Annotated in this window: 16 protein-coding genes; 14 read left to right on the top strand and 2 right to left on the bottom strand. The window is 41.5% G+C overall.

Annotated features, from left to right (window positions below):
- Positions 1-192: 192 nt before the first annotated feature.
- Entirely contained in the window at positions 193-507 is a 315-nt protein-coding gene (locus tag ACGTNI_RS18190; RefSeq protein ID WP_062447434.1) for a PepSY domain-containing protein, read from the bottom strand.
- A gap of 142 nt (positions 508-649) precedes the next feature.
- Here ACGTNI_RS18190 and ACGTNI_RS18185 point away from each other — a divergent pair, with 142 nt between their 5' ends.
- A complete protein-coding gene (locus tag ACGTNI_RS18185) occupies positions 650-1,717 on the top strand; it encodes a M42 family metallopeptidase (protein ID WP_394464026.1) in 1,068 nt (355 codons plus the stop codon).
- A 241-nt stretch (positions 1,718-1,958) separates the two neighbouring features.
- Positions 1,959-2,471 (top strand): DUF84 family protein, encoded by a 513-nt coding sequence (locus tag ACGTNI_RS18180; protein ID WP_085509140.1) that lies wholly within the window; start codon positions 1,959-1,961, stop codon positions 2,469-2,471.
- A 112-nt stretch (positions 2,472-2,583) separates the two neighbouring features.
- Here ACGTNI_RS18180 and ACGTNI_RS18175 read toward each other — a convergent pair whose 3' ends face one another.
- Complete coding sequence (locus ACGTNI_RS18175) at positions 2,584-3,024, bottom strand: YtoQ family protein (RefSeq protein WP_394464036.1); 441 nt, start codon at positions 3,022-3,024, stop codon at positions 2,584-2,586.
- A gap of 163 nt (positions 3,025-3,187) precedes the next feature.
- Between ACGTNI_RS18175 and ACGTNI_RS18170 the strand changes: the two genes are divergently transcribed.
- The 12 genes from ACGTNI_RS18170 (at position 3,188) to ACGTNI_RS18115 (ending at position 16,275) form a co-directional block, all read left to right on the top strand.
- Positions 3,188-3,697, top strand: a complete 510-nt coding sequence (locus ACGTNI_RS18170) for a hypothetical protein (protein ID WP_085509138.1) — start codon at positions 3,188-3,190, stop codon at positions 3,695-3,697.
- A gap of 294 nt (positions 3,698-3,991) precedes the next feature.
- Positions 3,992-5,023 (top strand): PTS sugar transporter subunit IIC, encoded by a 1,032-nt coding sequence (locus ACGTNI_RS18165; protein WP_394464025.1) that lies wholly within the window; start codon positions 3,992-3,994, stop codon positions 5,021-5,023.
- A 129-nt stretch (positions 5,024-5,152) separates the two neighbouring features.
- A complete protein-coding gene (locus ACGTNI_RS18160; RefSeq protein WP_085509136.1) occupies positions 5,153-5,470 on the top strand; it encodes a thioredoxin family protein in 318 nt (105 codons plus the stop codon).
- Positions 5,471-5,561: 91 nt separating this feature from the next.
- Positions 5,562-6,380, top strand: coding sequence for a DUF1444 domain-containing protein (locus tag ACGTNI_RS18155; protein ID WP_085509135.1), 819 nt, complete (start codon positions 5,562-5,564; stop codon positions 6,378-6,380).
- 2 nt (positions 6,381-6,382) lie between these two features.
- On the top strand, positions 6,383-6,988 hold the full coding sequence (gene ytpR, locus ACGTNI_RS18150; RefSeq protein WP_394464024.1) for a YtpR family tRNA-binding protein: 606 nt from the start codon (positions 6,383-6,385) through the stop codon (positions 6,986-6,988).
- 128 nt (positions 6,989-7,116) lie between these two features.
- Positions 7,117-9,924: a DNA translocase FtsK gene (locus ACGTNI_RS18145; protein ID WP_394464023.1), complete on the top strand. Its 2,808-nt coding sequence runs from the start codon at positions 7,117-7,119 to the stop codon at positions 9,922-9,924.
- A 154-nt stretch (positions 9,925-10,078) separates the two neighbouring features.
- Positions 10,079-11,209 carry a nicotinate phosphoribosyltransferase gene (locus ACGTNI_RS18140; RefSeq protein ID WP_085509132.1) on the top strand — a complete coding sequence of 377 codons (1,131 nt, stop codon included), beginning with the start codon at positions 10,079-10,081 and terminating at the stop codon, positions 11,207-11,209.
- 340 nt (positions 11,210-11,549) lie between these two features.
- Complete coding sequence (murC, locus tag ACGTNI_RS18135) at positions 11,550-12,848, top strand: UDP-N-acetylmuramate--L-alanine ligase (protein WP_394464022.1); 1,299 nt, start codon at positions 11,550-11,552, stop codon at positions 12,846-12,848.
- A gap of 256 nt (positions 12,849-13,104) precedes the next feature.
- Positions 13,105-13,539 (top strand): DUF948 domain-containing protein, encoded by a 435-nt coding sequence (locus ACGTNI_RS18130; RefSeq protein WP_085509130.1) that lies wholly within the window; start codon positions 13,105-13,107, stop codon positions 13,537-13,539.
- A 2-nt stretch (positions 13,540-13,541) separates the two neighbouring features.
- A complete protein-coding gene (locus tag ACGTNI_RS18125; RefSeq protein WP_085509129.1) occupies positions 13,542-13,994 on the top strand; it encodes a YtxH domain-containing protein in 453 nt (150 codons plus the stop codon).
- Positions 13,995-14,057: 63 nt separating this feature from the next.
- Positions 14,058-14,390 (top strand): bacillithiol system redox-active protein YtxJ, encoded by a 333-nt coding sequence (gene ytxJ, locus ACGTNI_RS18120; protein ID WP_085509128.1) that lies wholly within the window; start codon positions 14,058-14,060, stop codon positions 14,388-14,390.
- Between the two features lie 826 nt (positions 14,391-15,216).
- The gene (locus ACGTNI_RS18115; protein WP_085509127.1) at positions 15,217-16,275 is read left to right on the top strand and encodes a bifunctional 3-deoxy-7-phosphoheptulonate synthase/chorismate mutase; all 1,059 of its coding nucleotides are present in this window, start codon (positions 15,217-15,219) and stop codon (positions 16,273-16,275) included.
- The last annotated feature ends 173 nt before the right edge of the window (positions 16,276-16,448 follow it).

Raw genomic sequence — 16,448 nt, 5'->3', positions numbered from 1 at the left:
TGGCGCTTTCATCGGCCAGCGCCTACCCCCTCGAGGTCTTAAGCCAATCCTCTCTGTGACCAAGAACGTCACGCCGAGGCTTGTCTTAAGCTTGTCGGAGGCCTGCAGGATGCAGGTCAGTTCGATGTTGGCACAGGACGTGCCGTTTTTAATCGAACGTCACTACTAGCAAGGCGCTTGCGCTTTTGTTCTTTAGTTTGCTTCTGCGACATCAACGATGGTACCGGTTTGGGCATCGATGAAGAATTCATATTGGGAGGTTTCCCCATCCTGGCTCTTCGATACGCCTCCACGATAAACTTCATATTCCATTCCGTTTTTGGTTAGTTCTTCCGGTTTCATGTAAATCCAGGATCCGCTGATCGGACCTTGTTTTTTAAATGCTTCTTTTGCGATTTTTAATGCTTTTTCAGGTGTAACTCCTTGTTTATTGAAGACTTGTTCCTTTACTACATAGCCGGCTAATGCACCAGCGCCTGCAGCGATTGCGACTTTTTTCCAATCCATCACTATTCACCTCAATAAGTAATCTTTCCCAATAGTATACTAAATGTTGCGGACAATGAAAACTAAAAGCAGTTTGAAAAGTAGAAAGTAGTCGGAAGTTTCGGTAAAATAGTAATTATATTGGAAAGGGGTTAGGTACATAATGAATCAAGAGACGCAAGCGTTATTCAAGACTTTGACGGAACTTCCTGGAGCACCTGGGAATGAGCACATGGTACGTCAGTTTATGAAATCAGAACTTGAAAAATACTCCGATGAAATCATCCAGGACGGGTTAGGTGGAGTTTTTGGTGTCAAAAATGGTGAAGGACCGAAAGTGATGGTAGCCGGTCACATGGATGAAGTAGGATTCATGGTGACACAAATCACTAAAAATGGAATGATCCGCTTCCAGACGCTTGGCGGGTGGTGGAACCAGGTGATGCTGGCCCAGCGCGTACAAGTGATTACGGAAAATGGTCCAGTCATTGGGGTCATCGGTTCTATCCCTCCTCATAATCTTACACCTGAACAAAGAAAGAAGCCGATGGATGTTAAGAATATGCTGATAGATATCGGGGCGGATGATGAAGAGGATGTTAAACGCATCGGTGTTAAGCCAGGCCAACAAATTGTACCTATCTGTCCATTCACACCGATGGCTAACGAGAAGAAAGTACTTGCTAAAGCCTGGGACAATCGCTATGGTTGTGGTCTGTCCGTAGAATTGTTAAAAGAATTGGCTGGCCAAAGCGTACCGAATCAGCTGTATTCAGGGGCTACGGTACAGGAAGAAGTCGGGCTCCGGGGCGCCCAGACTGCAGCCAATATGATAAAGCCAGACATCTTCTATGCGCTTGATGCGTCTCCTGCCAATGATATGAGTGGAGATGACAAAGAGTTTGGTCAGCTTGGTAAAGGGGCATTACTGCGGATTTTTGACCGTAGTATGGTCACTCACCGTGGCATCCGTGATTTCATTCTGGACACAGCCGAAAGCAACGATATCCCATATCAATATTTCATATCTCAAGGTGGAACGGATGCTGGAAGAGTCCATATTTCGAATAATGGAGTCCCTTCAGCGGTTGTTGGAATTTGTTCCCGTTATATCCATACCTCTTCGTCTATTATTCATGTCGATGATTACGCCGCAGCTAAAGAATTATTGGTGAAATTAGTTAAGTCCACCGACCAAAATACAGTGGACCAAATCCGAAATAACGGATAAACTAAATAATGATTCGATTTTGCAACACGCAGGCCAATCGCCTGCGTGTTTAATATTTTAAGAAAGTTTAACTCTCTTAAAGGATATAGTATAAGAAACGACTATAGCTTTCTCCATAAGTAGCTGGTTACAAGATGAGTTTTTTCAATGTAAGCTGTCTGGTGGTTATTTACCATAGACCTGAATGGTTGGTATGTTGTATAGTGAAAAGAAGTAATTGTTCGATAGAAAGGTGAATGGAATGGTTCGTATATATATCGGTTCTCAAAACCCTACCAAAATTAATTCTGTTAAGGAAGTCTTTACAGAATTTGAAGTTGATGGGGTGGACGTAGAATCAAAAGTTTCTGCACAACCTTTTTCCGATGAAGAGACACAAGAAGGAGCCATTAACAGGGCAAGAGAATGTGCTAACATGAAGAAAGGCGTCATGGGACTTGGTCTGGAAGGCGGAGTTATGGAGATTGAAGATGATCTCTACTTATGTAATTGGGGCGCTCTGGTAGATGAAAAGGAAAACCTTTATCTTGCAAGTGGAGCAAGGATTCCATTACCCGAAGAAATCAAGTTGGAATTGGAAAAGGGTAGAGAACTTGGTGATGTAATGGATGATTATGCAGATAAACGAGAAGTAAGAAGAAATGAAGGAGCAATAGGAATTTTTACAAATTCCATGGTGGAACGAAAAGATATGTTTGTTCATATTACACAACTATTGAAAGGTCAATATGAATTTGACAGGAAGTTTCGATAATATTGCTGATAAATAGCCTAAGACTACCATTAAAAAATTATAGTACGTTAAAAAAACCCGGACACTGTATACAACGTGTCCGGGTTTTCGTCTGAATTAATTTCTTTTCAATTTATTCATAAACATATTGCAATACTTCCATTGCCTGATCGATAGTTTCTACGGTGACATCCGCTTTATTTGACAATTCTTTCAAAGGGTGGATCAATGAATCGGGACGTACAATGATTGTTGGTTTATTAAGATGGATGGCAGCGCTTGCATCCATAGCAGTGTTCCACTGCTTATACTTTTCACCGAACAACGCGATGACCACATCAGATTTCTGCATCAGTACTTGTGTTCGAAAATTGTTGATAGAGGAAGCGGCATCATCTTTGTAGAAATTTCCTGGCTGCTCGCCCAGAATATCCTCCCCGATATCATCAGAACGGTCATGGTTTTCCTGTGGGCTCACAAACGTAAGGGGCAAGTCTTTTTCTTTCGCTTTTTGTTTAACTTCATTTCTCCAATCATCATGGATTTGTCCAGCTAGATAGACAGTCAGTTCCATCACTAAATTCCTCCCATTCATTTCCTGAAGTTCCTACAATTCTATTATGGACAAATCATATGGTACTGTCCAATGAGAGGGAATGCCATGAAATGGAACTTGTCATCACTCTGAAGAATAGTATCATAAAAGTAAAAGAGAAAGTATCAGGAGGAATTAATCGATGAAAAAGAAGGTTATAGGTTTTACGTTGGCTTTCCTTACTTTGATGCTGACTGGCTGCAGTATGTTTCTATCAGAAGAAGATGCCATTGCAGACACACGTGAAACCGCTGAAACTAGTTTCAATCAAAACGAGATGGAAACAAATCATGAGGCGGATTCATTCTCATTATATCTTCCCGAAAGCATGAAAGTATCCGAAGAGTCACAAAGCAATTTGATTCTGAAAGAGGGGGAGCAGACGTTCATCTTATTTTATAATCCGAAAGAAGAACGGACCAGTAAGCTGAACTATGAAGCAGCTTCTGAAAAAGATGAGCACTTACTATTGGAATCATTTGAAGATGAGGATCGGTTTGGTTATGTAAGAGTTCTTCCCGCCAATGAAGAAGAGGAGTACGAGCTTCAAGTTGGAGTTGGTGGTGTGAAGGTCACTACATTCAGTAAAAAGGAATCGATAAAAAAAGATACAGAAAAAATGATGAAAATCGCCAACTCAATCGCTTATTAATAGCAAGCCCTTGGCCGTATTAAATCGGCTAGGGGATTTTTTAACTATCTAGGATATTATTATATTTTCTTTTTTTTAGATAACTTTAAGTAGTGGGTTACATCCAGCTCCAGCGCCTACCCCCTCGAGGTCTTAAGTCAATCCTCTCTGTGACCAAAAACGTCACGGCGAGGCTTGCCTTAAGCTTGTCGGGGGAGAGCAAGGCGCTTGCGCTTTTGTCCCTATGCTGGTGTCTTTACACTTGTAATAATATTTTGTAAAATGAAATGGCTGCTATGATGGGGAGGTTTTTCGATGAAAAAGTTTTTTGAGCGAAAGGGAGTCACCCTAAGTGCGAGGGATTATTTTATAACGGCCCTTAGTTTTATGGCATTAGGGCTATTCTCATCATTGATTATTGGCTTAATCATTAAAACATTAGGTGAACAACTTCATTTCTGGCCGATGTTGTCTGCTTCGTTTATCGAAATGGGCGAGTTTGCGATGGATGTGAAAATTTGGGGCGGAGCGATTGGTATAGCCATTGCATACGGGTTGAAAGCTCCCCCGCTTGTGATGTTTGCTGCATTATTCAGCGGCGCGTTCGGTGCAGAACTAGGCGGACCTGCTGGCAGCTATGTGACAGCATTGGTTGCAACTGAAATTGGAAAATTAATCAGTAAGGAAACGAGAATAGATATCATATTAACTCCATTTTTAACGATAACTGCGGGGTTTTTGGTTGGCTCGTTCATAGGTCCGCCGATAGGTAATTTCATGTTCTGGTTCGGAGAGGTCATCAAATGGGCGACGAACCAACAACCATTTATCATGGGCATGATCGTCGCAGTATTGCTAGGAATTGCTTTGACTGCACCGATTTCCAGTCTTGCGATTACCTTGATGTTATCGTTAGATGGTATTGCAGCAGGTGCTGCGACCGTAGGTGGTGCTGCTCAGATGATTGGTTTCGCCGCGATCAGTTACCGTGATAACGGATTTGGCGGGGTGCTGGCTCAAGGTGTAGGAACCTCGATGCTTCAAGTAGCCAATATTATTAAAAAGCCGATTATCCTAATCCCGCCTACGATTGCTGGTGCGGCTCTTGCTCCACTGGCCACTGTATGGTTTAAAATGGAAAACAATCCTATGGGTGCAGGAATGGGTACCAGTGGCTTAGTTGGTCAAATCATGACTTTTGAGTCGATGGGCTTCAGTTGGGATATATTTTGGATTATACTTTTCCTCCATGTTATTGCTCCTGCAATAATAAGTTTATTGATTGCCGAATGGTTCCGAAAAAAAGGCTGGATACAGCCAGGGGATATGAAAATCAATTATGAATAAGCAATACAGAATTCGAGCTGTTTGTTTGTGAAGGGAAAGAGGAATTATAATCATTTATTTACAATGTCCTGAGCACCCAATATCTAATTATAGGCAAAGCTATGGTAGGATAAAACCGGAGGTGTAAACATGGAACAATTGAAGACAGAAGAACAATTTCATGAGTATCGTAACCATGATAAAGTAATCATGTTATTTTCAGCGGACTGGTGTCCTGACTGCAGGTTTATCGAACCATTTCTTCCTGAGCTGGAAGAAAAATATAAGGATTATACATTTCTCTATATAGATCGTGATGATTTCCTGGATATTTGCGTGGACTATGGCGTACTAGGTATTCCAAGTTTCGTTGCATTCGATAAAGGAGAAGAAATTGGCCGTTTTGTCAGTAAGCAACGGAAAACAAAAGAGGAAATCGAAACATTCATTGAAGGATTACAAAAATAATCGGAAACTGCGCGATTGTTGAAGCGCAGTTTTTTTATGCTAAAATAGACGAAGTAATTGATTTCTCTCCATACATAAAGGAGGAAACGGTATGAAAATGACGAGTATCAAAATGAAACGGAAACTTGAGGAACGATTGCATTCGGAAGAGTGGCGAACTTCTTTTAATCGTGATAAAGATACTTTCCGGATAGAATGGAAAGAATCAGGCGAGGGAATAACGGTTACCTTGCCTAATGTTATTTCTAAGTGGGAAAATCGAGGCGAAGATGCCTTGGACGAGCTGGAAGAGCACATCAAAGAAGCATTGCGAATTATGAATGAAACTCATCACCTGGAAGGGAAAGAACGTCATATCTTTCCAGTAATTAGAGCTGGCTCTTTCCCTACAGAAACTTCTTCTGGAAAGAAACTTCTCTATACGGACCATACGGCTGAAACACGGATTTATTACGCTTTAGACCTAGGGAAATCATATCAGTTAATTGACGAAGACATGCTGGAAAGAGAAGGATGGTCAGCAGATCGGATTAAAGAAATTGCTGGCTTCAATGTGCGTTCACTGCCTGTAGAAATGTCCAAAGATAAAGTGTACGGAAACACGTTCTATTTCTTGTCCACAAATGATGGGTACGATGCCAGCCGGGTGTTAAACGAAGCTTTACTGGAAGAGATGAAAGCAAATGCAGAAGGGGAATTAGCGCTGAGTATTCCGCATCAGGATGTACTCATATTCGCCGATATTGAAAACCCTGCCGGCTATGATATTTTGGCTCAAATGGCAATGAAGTTCTTTGCGGAAGGAAGAACACCGGTCACTTCATTATCCTTTTTATATGAAGATAAAAAACTGGAACCAATCTTCATTCTGGCTCAAAATAAACCTAAAGATGAAGGAAAGGACGAGTAAACATGTTTGTATTTTATAACCCAAAAGGGATTGGAGATGTATTGGTCTTCCCGCATAAAGATGGGGACCGCAACTTTATTAAGGAAGAACACCATGGTGATGTGGTGAAAATTACAGATCAACGGGATGGCAGTCTGTTAGGCTACAATATTTTCAACCTGTCTAATTATATGAATTTAGCTGAACACGGGAAAATCAGACTGACAGAAGCTATGTTGGAAGATATTAAAGCCATTTTTGAAAAAAATGACCTAGGCGATAAGTTGGATCTAGATTTGTCTCCTAAATTTGTGGTCGGCTATGTAGAAGAAAAAGGGCCTCATGAAAATGCGGATAAATTAAGTGTCTGCCAGGTAGATGTGGGAGATGAAAAACTTCAAATCGTCTGCGGCGCCCCTAATGTCGATAGCGGACAGAATGTAGTAGTAGCCAAGGTAGGCGCCGTCATGCCAAGCGGGATGAAAATCAAGCCTGCTAAATTAAGAGGGGTGGATTCCCGTGGAATGATATGTTCTGCAAAAGAATTAGGTATTCCAGATGCCCCGAAAGAAAAAGGGATTCTAGTATTGGAAGAGGATTATGAAATTGGTCAGGAGTTTGACCTGTAAAACACTTTTAGGATGACTGTAGCCCTATTTTTGTGCTGCAGTCTTTTTTTTATCTAAAAAACAACCTGTATGAATGAAAAACCTGTTAAAATAGTAAGTAAAACCTTTGTTAAGAAGAGAGTGATAATATGTGGGATCAGATGAAGAAGAAACTGAAAGATATGTTCAACAGCGAGACATCTGAACAGCCGATGCAGGTTGACTACACGTATAACCATAAAGAAAATAATGACCCCTATGTTAAAACAAAAATGGCATATAAATACCCGAAACAAGGTGAATTTCGTTTTCCGGTAATTCCTGATCATCGAAGTTCGGAACAGGAGCAGAGAAAGCGTCGTCCTGCAAAGACTTATGGCGAAAACTATGTGGAGAATAAAACAGTAGACAGGACTCCTCGAATGAAACCTGAAAAGGAAAGCTATCAAGCTCGAAAAAACTATCAGACACAGAATAACTATCAATCCCAAACCAAGTATCAATCCAATACCAACAATCAAGCGAAGAATGAGTATTCTTCCCATCTACATAAGAGTCAATCGAGCCGCAGTGATAGAAGCTACACAAAAGAAGCAAGTAATGAAGAAGCTTATAAAATTCCTTTTCAACCTACAGAAGTTCCTTCGCCGATTTATGGATACCATCGTAGAGGAGAAAAAAAGCAAATCATCGAGGATTTGACTGCTGCCGAAGAGGATCAGCGACCACAAGCGGAAAGCTTATCGGAATTATTGGCAAGATATCGTGAAGACGCCTCCTCACATTCTTCACCGAAGGAGATTGTCTCTTCGCTTGAGGCGATTCCTGTAGAAGATAATACAGAGGAAAAAGAGCAAGAGGTTTCAAAAGGAAATGAAGATAACCTTGCCGATGATGCAGAAAATGAGCTGAATAAGGACGAGCCAATAAACCAAGAAATATTAACCTCCCAAAAGCTTGAAGATTCTCCGGTTGAGGATGCGCAATCTTATATAGCTGCAACGGTAGAAGCGAGTACAGAAGTGGAAAAAGCGGAACTGGATGAGGGAAGCGTAGATGAGGCATCAGAGATAGTGGGAGAAACAGAAGTTGAGAAATCTGAGGAAGCGGAAACAGACCCGGAATTTGGACAATCGTATGACGAAGCTGGAACGGTAGAAGCGGTGGAAGATCATACCGAAGATGTTGAACAAGAGGGACAAACAGATAAACAGCCTGAAAATATGCAGAGAATTGAAAAGGAACCTGCCGAACCGGTAACTGTTCCAGAAGAAAATAAAACGGATAAGCAGCAAAACCAGTCTGAACCGGAGAATCCCGCTGCTAATAAAGTCAAAACAAACAAACAGGCACCTGCTAAAAGCCAAGATAGAAAAAAAGAATCTAAGAAGAGCGGTAGCAGTGTGCCATTTAATGTGATTATGACCCCTCGTGATAAAAGAAACAGGACTGAAAATCATAAGTCCGAAAGAACTGTTAAAAAAGCAGAAGAGGCGAAAGGTGCTAACCAGTCTGTCACTTACCATAAGCCTCCCCTCCACTTATTAGATGACCCTGTAGAAAAATCCAGTCACAACGATGAGCGGACCAGGGAGCAGATGGAGTTATTGGAGACCACACTGAACCATTTTCATGTGCGCGCAAAGGTCGTCAATGCCATGCGTGGGCCTTCTGTCACAAGATTTGAAGTTCAGCCCGAACCAGGTGTGAAGGTGAGTAAAATTACCAATCTTGCTGACGACATTAAATTGAGTATGGCAGCAAAAGCGATACGTATCGAGGCACCGATACCGGGGAAACAGGCGGTAGGGATTGAAATACCTAATGAAAAATCCGATATAGTAGGGTTGCAGGAGATTTTTGAATCCGAGAGTTTTAAGGAGAGTCCGTCACCTTTAACCGTAGCCTTAGGGTTAGATATAGGTGGGACTCCAATGGTAACTAACTTGCAAAAAATGCCACATGGCCTTATTGCAGGAGCTACGGGATCCGGTAAAAGTGTCTGTATTAACACTATTTTGGTAAGCCTGCTTTACAAGGCTCACCATGAAGATGTCAAGTTTCTATTGATAGATCCTAAGATGGTGGAATTGGCGCCGTACAATGAGCTCCCACATCTGGTTTCCCCCGTGATTACGGACGTCAAAGCAGCGACTAAGGCACTTAAATGGGCGGTCAAAGAAATGGATGATCGCTATGAAAAATTCGTCAAAGAGGGCGTAAGGGACGTTGAACGTTTCAATCAAAAAATGATGAAACAAAACCGGGCTGATGAAAAAATGCCATATCTAGTAGTAGTAATTGATGAGCTGGCTGATTTAATGATGGTGTCTCCGCAGGATGTAGAGGATGCCATTTGCCGTTTAGCTCAAAAGGCACGCGCATGCGGCATTCATTTACTGGTTGCGACACAGCGGCCTTCCGTTGACGTTATTACCGGGCTGATTAAAGCGAATATCCCGACACGGATTGCTTTCAGTGTCTCGTCTCAAGTGGACTCTCGAACAATCATCGATACAGCAGGTGCAGAAAAATTGCTCGGTAAGGGCGATATGCTTTTTGTTGAAAACGGTTCTGGACAGTCAGTAAGGATTCAGGGAGCGTTCGTGTCGGATGATGAAATTGAGCGCATCACCGGTTTTGTAAAGAAATCCGCTCCTCCTAATTATTTATTTGAACAAGAGGAACTAATGATGCAGACAGCACAGGAAGCCGGGGAGCAGGATGAACTCTTTGAGGAAGCCGTATCTTTTGTAATCGAGCATAATGGAGCCAGTGCATCCATGCTGCAAAGAAGGTTCAAAGTAGGCTATAACAGAGCGGCACGGTTAATTGACCATATGGAAGAATACGGAATCATCTCAGAACAAAAGGGAAGTAAACCAAGAGATATTTTATTAACAAGAGAGCAAGTGGAAGAACTATTTCACTCTCAAGAGTCATCAGAAGTATATTGACGAGTAGAGCCATTTCCTATGCCATTTATTTGGCTGGGGATGGCTTTATTTCATGGTTTTAGAAATGGCTTGTGTTAGTCATGCAGATTTTATATGATTAGAGATGAATGATTTTATTCGGAAAAGGATTCTTTGTTATATAAGGAGCAGAATTATGAAGGAAATCACACGTAAATTAAATGGCGAAATTGACCGGCTGACAAATAAGACATTCAAGTTTGATGAACGAGTAAAGGAAGGCTGGTTCTCTGCCGTCTATTTTTTGAAAACGAAAGAAATAGTGAAAGAAAATCTGGAAGACAATCATGTGACGATGCAGTTTTTCCAAAAGAATGATGCGGTGTTATGTGGTACGGATGAAGTGATTGCCCTTATCCACACGTTCGCTGACAATCCGGAAGAATTGGAAATCTATTCTCTTAAAGATGGCGATAAAATCAGCCCTTTTGAGACAGTAATGACTATTTCAGGTCCTTATCAAAATTTTGGTTACCTGGAAGGGATTATTGATGGAATTTTTGCCCGACGGACATCTGTGGCTACGAATGTATATAACGTGGTGAAAGCTGCCCGGACCAGTGGCAAGCAGAAACCGATTATCTTTATGGGAGATCGGGATGATCATTATACCCAGCAAGCTGGGGATGGATATGCATCCTTCATTGGGGGATCGACAGCTCAGGCTACCCATGCGATGAATGAATGGTGGGGAAAAGAAGGCATGGGAACAATGCCGCATGCGCTCATTCAAATGTTCAAGGGTGATGTTGTAGCTGCAACGAAGGCCTATCATCAACAATTTCCTAAAGATGAACTGATGGCGCTTGTTGATTATAATAATGATGTCATCACCGATTCCCTGAAAGTGGCACGGGAATTTGGTGACGATCTGAAAGCAGTACGTGTAGATACTTCTCGGAGTATGGTGGATAAATATTTCTTGCGGAACCAGCATTTAATGGGTACATTCGACCCTCGAGGGGTAAATCCAGAGCTGATTTTCGCTTTAAGAAGAACCTTGGATAAAGAAGGTTTCGACCATGTGAAAATTGTAGTGAGCGGTGGGTTTACAGAAGGTAGAATTAAGATGTTCGAAGAATTAAAAGTCCCTGTGGATATGTATGGGGTCGGCGGCAGTCTGTTAAAAATAGATATCGGCTTCACAGGAGACAATGTTTTGCTGAACGGAAAACCTGAAGCTAAAGAAGGACGCCGTTATCATCCAAACCCAAGATTAGAAAAAGTTCCATATCATCCCCAAACAACAGAGGAAGACAACGAATAGTATAGTAGAAGACTTACGTATATAATGTAAGTCTTCTTTTCAATTTACTCCTTTTCTTAATCTGGTATTATTGGTGTCTGCCTAAAGTTCAACTTTAAAGGGTTAAAGTGTATGGGAATAGGCTATAACCAAAAGTGCCTGGCGAAAAGCCTATTATTTAAATATACTTTGTTTTTACTTCCTGTTATTCCATGCTAAAATAGGGAAGTATAAAATTATCCGGGCTCCTCATAGGGCAAATGTAATTTGTTTTAACAGCAGCCTGGCGACAAAATCGCAACTTTTAGTATGATACATATACTAAGGAAAAGTGACTCACTAATTTTGGAGGTACTTGTTTATGACGACTTACCATTTCATTGGTATCAAAGGGACTGGAATGAGTGCCCTGGCGCAAATTTTGCATGACTCGGGCGAACATGTCCAAGGTTCTGATGTTGACAAACGTTTTTTTACTCAAGAAGTATTGGAAGCTAAAAATATAAAGATATTGCCTTTTTCGAAGGGTAATATTCATGAGGGCTTAACGATTATTGCCGGAAATGCTTTTGCTGACGATCATGAGGAAATTGTAGCAGCTAAGGAACAAGGTCTTCCTTATTTCCGTTACCACGAATTTTTAGGTGAATGGCTTCAAAAATATACAAGCATTGCAGTAACAGGAGCCCATGGGAAAACCTCGACTACTGGATTGTTAGCCCATGTACTTTCAGAAAATTATCCAACTTCCTATTTGATTGGAGATGGCACTGGAAAAGGCCATAGAGACAGTCTTTATTTTGCCTTTGAAGCTTGTGAATATCGGCGTCACTTTCTTTCTTACCATCCGGATTATGCCATTATGACAAACATTGATTTTGACCATCCGGACTATTTCACAAGTATCGAGGATGTATTCCAGGCGTTTCAGGAAATGGCCAAACAGGTGAAAAAAGGGATTATTGCCTGCGGAGACGATGAACATTTACAGCATATTCAAGCAAATGTTCCTGTCTTATATTACGGCCTGGGAGATTCGAATGATTTTCAGGCACAGAATATTCAAGAGAGCAGTGAAGGCACGTCTTTTGATGTATTTGTAAGAAATACCTACTATGATACCTTCTTAATACCAGGGTATGGCAATCACCATGTGCTTAATGCTTTGAGTGTGATAGCTTTATGTCATTATGAAGGCATGACCGCGGAAGAAATTAAAAAAATGAGTTCCTTTGCGGGGGTTAAACGTCGATTCACCGAAAAACAAGTAGGTGATCAGGTATTGGTAGATGATTATGCGCACCATCCAATTGAAATTTCAGCCACCATCGAATCGGCGCGTAAAAAGTATCCAGAAAGAGATGTGGTAGCGATTTTTCAGCCGCATACATTTACCAGAACGAAAACCTTCCTGAAAGAATTTGCCGAAAGCTTGAAAGAAGCCGATGCCATTTATCTTTGTGATATTTTTGGCTCTGCCAGGGAGGAAAATGGTAATTTGACAATTCAGGATTTGCAGAATCTGATTCCGGAATCGAATCTCCTTATGGCAGAAAATACGGATGTTCTAAAAGAATATGATCACAGTGTATTAGTTTTCATGGGTGCCGGTGACATTCAAAAGTATCAGCAGGCTTATGAATTACAGTTAAATAATTAAATGAGGAGAGGCTGCATTTTCAAGAGTATCAACCCCAGCAGGTGCTGGAAGGCACTCTTGAAACAGCTTCTTTTGTTTTTATCGGAACATAAGAAAAAAATTTTTACAGATTCAGACGAAAAAAAAGGATATTCCAAGATTTAAAACGAATAATACAGTAATAGAACTGGTTCCCTATATCCACGTTTAGCAATAATCAAGCCAGGGTACTTACTAAAACATGACAAATACATAATAAAAGGAGTGAGCAGGGGGAATGGAAATTCTATTATACATTGCTGCACTCATTGCAGCTGTAGCTTTTGCAGTATTGGTGATCTACCTAAGTATCACCTTGAAATCAGTTTCCAGGACAATGAACAACGTAGCAGATACTCTCGAAGGTGTCGAGGAACAGATGGAAGGAATCACCCTTGAAACGACAGCGCTATTGAATAAAACCAATAAATTGGCAGAGGATGTAGGGGAAAAATCACAGAAACTCAATTCATTGGTAGATGGCGTTAAAGGAATCGGGGATTCTGTTCAGGAATTCAACCAGTCTATCCGATCCGTTTCAAGAAGCTTAACATCATCAAAGATCAATGATGATGATTCCGCAGCTCAGGCGATGAGGTGGGGGCAGGTAGCCATCAATCTGTACAAAAAATATAAAAAAGAAGATGGAAGAAAAACAGAGGGAGGAATTTAAGGATGAGTGAAAACAAGAACCAAAACCAAACAAACGGCAGAGATTTTCTGGTAGGATCTTTGATCGGCGGTGTTGTAGGTGCTGTAGTGGCACTGTTATTCGCTCCTAAAGCGGGACGCGAATTCCGTGATGATATTAATCAGGGATCGAATTACCTGAAGGATCGTGCCGGTGAGTGGAAGGACGTTGCATCTGAAAAAAGCGGAGAATGGAAAGAGCGCGCTGTTGAATCTTCTTCCCAGCTATCCAAAAACTTCTCAGAAAAATCCCAGGAGTTTGGCACAAAATTCAAGGATTCAACAAAAGTGATCAGCGATAAAGTCCGCAATATCCGAGGCCAGGATGACGCAGAGGCAGAAGAAGCCGCTCAGGAAGTTGCAGAAGCCATTGAAGAAGCTGCAGAAGAGCTGGAAAAGCAACAGGAAGCTACCACCACTTCAAGCAATGCAAAATAAATAAAATGACGAGGCTGCTAATAGTCTCGTCATTTTCATGTCTATCATAGAGGAGGAAGGAACATGAGTATACACGTATTAAAAAACGAAGAGGAATTTAATCAGTTAGTAGAAGAAAATAAAGATTTCTATCTGCTCAAACACAGTTTGACTTGCCCAGTCAGCACGTTTGTAAAAACACAATTTGAAAAATTTAATAATAAAACAGAAATACCATGCTACATGCTTCATGTACAGGAAGCCCGTCCATTATCTAACAAGATTGCTGAGGAATATGGTATCCGTCATGAATCGCCTCAGGCATTATTATTTCAAGGTAAGGAAGTAATCTGGCATGATTCTCACGGAGCCGTTACGGAAGAAGCATTAGAAGGGAGCCAACAAAAGCTCGGTTAGTTTTTCATTTTGGCTATGTAGGGATCTTCCATTAAAGATCCCTTTTCTTGAAGACTCAGTTTCGAGATAGTTTGTTTCCGTTACGGTAGTAACGGTGTGGAGGGCCGGGAAATTACTCGCTTTCCGTGGGCGTACGGTGAGCTTCCTCGGGCTAAAGCCATGTACTGTTCTCCCATTCGACTTTGAATAAGCTTCTTGAATAGACACCGCACGAAGGAAATGCGTAGCATTTTCGAGGAGTCTCGCAATTTCCCGGACCTCCTTGCATTTATAAGAGAACGGAAAAATCTGAATATCGTTCTTCAAAAAAGAGTGAGCTACGCATGAAATGTGAGCTTAAAACCCATCTTTGTTCAATTATCCATTAAAAGTAGAAGACATCTACAATATAACAGCGGTTCTTTTCTCCCATCCTTCGGATGGGGTGGTTGGGAAACTGCGAGACTCCCGTGGGAGAAGGATCTAGGCGAGATCCTACAGGGCGATAGCCCGAGGAAGCTCGCCAGTTCCCCCACAGGAAAGCGAGTGGTTTCCCAGCCGCCCCAGACACTTTTATGGTAAAGAACCCTAGATATCACGAAATCAAGTCTTCGACTTTTCGGCCCTTTTATTGAATAAGCATTTTTTACAATCAAAAATAATAAATCGTTATATTTTTGACTGTAAGCGATTACATAATTGTTTTGTTTGAACATTTTAAAATTCTTCTGGATTTTATCGCTTTAAAGGGGTGACAAGAAGAGTTAAGTCATATATAATGTTCCGTAATTATCATTTAAAAATATTCATTATTTCAGCAAAGTAAAACGGAATGGAGGCTTTTATTATGAGCAATGAACAACTAGATCAATTACGAGATGAACTGGATCGGGTGAATCTGGAAATTTTAGATCTTATTAATAAACGGGGAGAACTCGTACAGGAAATCGGGCAAGTTAAAACTACCCAGGGGGTCAACCGTTTTGACCCGGTCCGTGAGCGGAAAATGCTGGATCAAATCCAAGAACATAATAAAGGACCTTTTGAAACTTCCACGATTCAACAATTATTCAAAGAGATCTTTAAAGCCAGTCTTGAACTGCAAGAAGACGATCACCGCAAAGCACTACTGGTTTCCAGGAAGAAACAAGCTGAAGATACGATTATCGATATCAACGGTGAAAAAATTGGTGATGGCAATCCGCACTTTATCATGGGGCCATGTGCAGTAGAAAGCTATGAGCAAGTAGCGGCTGTTGCAGAAGCTGTAAAGAAACAAGGATTGAAAATTTTACGAGGTGGAGCATTCAAACCTAGAACATCCCCTTATGATTTCCAAGGACTGGGGTTAGAAGGGTTGAAGATTTTAAAACGGGTAGCTGATGAATACGACTTAGCAGTCATCAGTGAAATAGTGAACCCTGCAGATGTGTATAAGGCGGTCGACTACGTAGACATCATTCAAATTGGAGCAAGGAACATGCAGAACTTTGAACTCCTCAAAGCTGCAGGTTCAGTAGATAAGCCGGTATTACTGAAACGAGGCATGTCCGCCACTATTTCAGAATTCATCAATGCAGCAGAGTACATCATTTCCCGTAGTAATGCTAATATCATGCTTTGTGAACGTGGAATCCGTACCTACGAGAAAGCAACCAGGAATACATTAGATATATCTGCGGTACCAATCCTGAAGCAAGAAACGCATTTACCAGTAATGGTGGACGTTACCCACTCTACCGGCCGTCGCGACTTATTGCTGCCGGCAGCTAAAGCTGCTTTGGCCATTGGAGCAGACGGTGTGATGGCAGAAGTGCATCCTGATCCTGCTGTGGCACTTTCTGACTCAGCACAACAGATGGATATTGACATGTTCCATTCCTTCATGGAAGAACTGACTAAATAACTAGTAATCAAGTAGGGAGAACCGGACTGAGGCTCAGTCCGGTTCCTTTTGTGTGTGCCCGGCATGTGCGCACGCTTTAGGGTTCAAGTCCCGAGCGGTGAAGGTCATTGTAACCGTTAGCTGAAGGCAAGGGTGTCTGGGACGACCTGGAATCTGAAGGAAGCTGGAGGCAA

Source organism: Thalassobacillus sp. B23F22_16 (genome assembly GCF_043496955.1).
Classification (GTDB): Bacteria; Bacillota; Bacilli; order Bacillales; family Halobacillaceae; genus Thalassobacillus; species Thalassobacillus devorans_A.
This window is presented reverse-complemented; position numbering and strand designations above follow the sequence as displayed.

Coding starts and splice junctions, on each gene's coding strand:
- ACGTNI_RS18190 (WP_062447434.1), bottom strand. CDS start 507: ATGGATTGGAAAAAAGTCGCAATCGCTGCAGGCGCTGGTGCATTAGCC.
- ACGTNI_RS18185 (WP_394464026.1), top strand. CDS start 650: ATGAATCAAGAGACGCAAGCGTTATTCAAGACTTTGACGGAACTTCCT.
- ACGTNI_RS18180 (WP_085509140.1), top strand. CDS start 1,959: ATGGTTCGTATATATATCGGTTCTCAAAACCCTACCAAAATTAATTCT.
- ACGTNI_RS18175 (WP_394464036.1), bottom strand. CDS start 3,024: ATGGAACTGACTGTCTATCTAGCTGGACAAATCCATGATGATTGGAGA.
- ACGTNI_RS18170 (WP_085509138.1), top strand. CDS start 3,188: ATGAAAAAGAAGGTTATAGGTTTTACGTTGGCTTTCCTTACTTTGATG.
- ACGTNI_RS18165 (WP_394464025.1), top strand. CDS start 3,992: ATGAAAAAGTTTTTTGAGCGAAAGGGAGTCACCCTAAGTGCGAGGGAT.
- ACGTNI_RS18160 (WP_085509136.1), top strand. CDS start 5,153: ATGGAACAATTGAAGACAGAAGAACAATTTCATGAGTATCGTAACCAT.
- ACGTNI_RS18155 (WP_085509135.1), top strand. CDS start 5,562: ATGAAAATGACGAGTATCAAAATGAAACGGAAACTTGAGGAACGATTG.
- ytpR (WP_394464024.1), top strand. CDS start 6,383: ATGTTTGTATTTTATAACCCAAAAGGGATTGGAGATGTATTGGTCTTC.
- ACGTNI_RS18145 (WP_394464023.1), top strand. CDS start 7,117: ATGTGGGATCAGATGAAGAAGAAACTGAAAGATATGTTCAACAGCGAG.
- ACGTNI_RS18140 (WP_085509132.1), top strand. CDS start 10,079: ATGAAGGAAATCACACGTAAATTAAATGGCGAAATTGACCGGCTGACA.
- murC (WP_394464022.1), top strand. CDS start 11,550: ATGACGACTTACCATTTCATTGGTATCAAAGGGACTGGAATGAGTGCC.
- ACGTNI_RS18130 (WP_085509130.1), top strand. CDS start 13,105: ATGGAAATTCTATTATACATTGCTGCACTCATTGCAGCTGTAGCTTTT.
- ACGTNI_RS18125 (WP_085509129.1), top strand. CDS start 13,542: ATGAGTGAAAACAAGAACCAAAACCAAACAAACGGCAGAGATTTTCTG.
- ytxJ (WP_085509128.1), top strand. CDS start 14,058: ATGAGTATACACGTATTAAAAAACGAAGAGGAATTTAATCAGTTAGTA.
- ACGTNI_RS18115 (WP_085509127.1), top strand. CDS start 15,217: ATGAGCAATGAACAACTAGATCAATTACGAGATGAACTGGATCGGGTG.